The sequence below is a fragment of the Mesorhizobium sp. M2A.F.Ca.ET.037.01.1.1 genome (assembly GCF_003998075.1).
Classification (GTDB): domain Bacteria; phylum Pseudomonadota; class Alphaproteobacteria; order Rhizobiales; family Rhizobiaceae; genus Mesorhizobium.
In genome coordinates, this window is sequence record NZ_RZSA01001672.1 from 1 (window position 1) to 634 (window position 634).

Genomic DNA, 634 nt, shown 5'->3' on the forward strand with positions numbered 1-634 from the left:
TTGGCCGTGAGGTGCTGGAGGCACAAATCCAACGGCAGCAGTGGCTGAGTGCGCAAGGGCTCGCGAACGAAGAGCAGGGCCTGGTCGTCTACCGCGCTGGCATGATTTCGATGCTGCGTCAGCGTGAGCTGAACCGTGTAGCCGGCCAACTATCGGAGGAGCTTGGCCTGTCGTATGCCGAAGCTCGGAGTGGAGATCAAATTGAGGGTATGCTGCGAAGTTCCGTCGAACTTGCGAGCGGCAAATACGCTGTTATCCAGAAGTCGCGCGAGTTCACTCTCGTTCCATGGCGGCCCGTGCTTGACCGTCACGTCGGTAAGGCGGTCTCCGGCACTATGCAGCGCGAGAGCGTCTCCTTTACGATCTGGCATCAAAGGAGCGGACCCAGCGTTTCGTAAGTCTCGGCGAATGGTCCGGAGGTGTTCAGAATAATTGACGATCGGGAGTGGCTTTCGGCGTCGATGTTAACACCGTATGATGCTGGTGCCCGTGTATCGTCGACCTAATGATCCCATCCCTCCTGTATCGCTTCCGTTGGCTGAGCGCCGACAAAATCGACCGTGAACTCGCGGCGTTGGCGGATAGCTATCTATACGCGTCGCCGTTCTCAGCCATGAACGATCCGATGGAAGCG

Annotated in this window: 1 protein-coding gene; it reads left to right on the forward strand. The window is 58.0% G+C overall.

The genetic code is table 11. From position 1 onward, the window contains the following. The coding region (locus EOA27_RS39135) for a DUF3363 domain-containing protein (protein WP_127259041.1) at positions 1–398 on the forward strand (398 nt) is incomplete at its 5' end. Between the last annotated feature and the right edge of the window lie 236 nt (positions 399–634).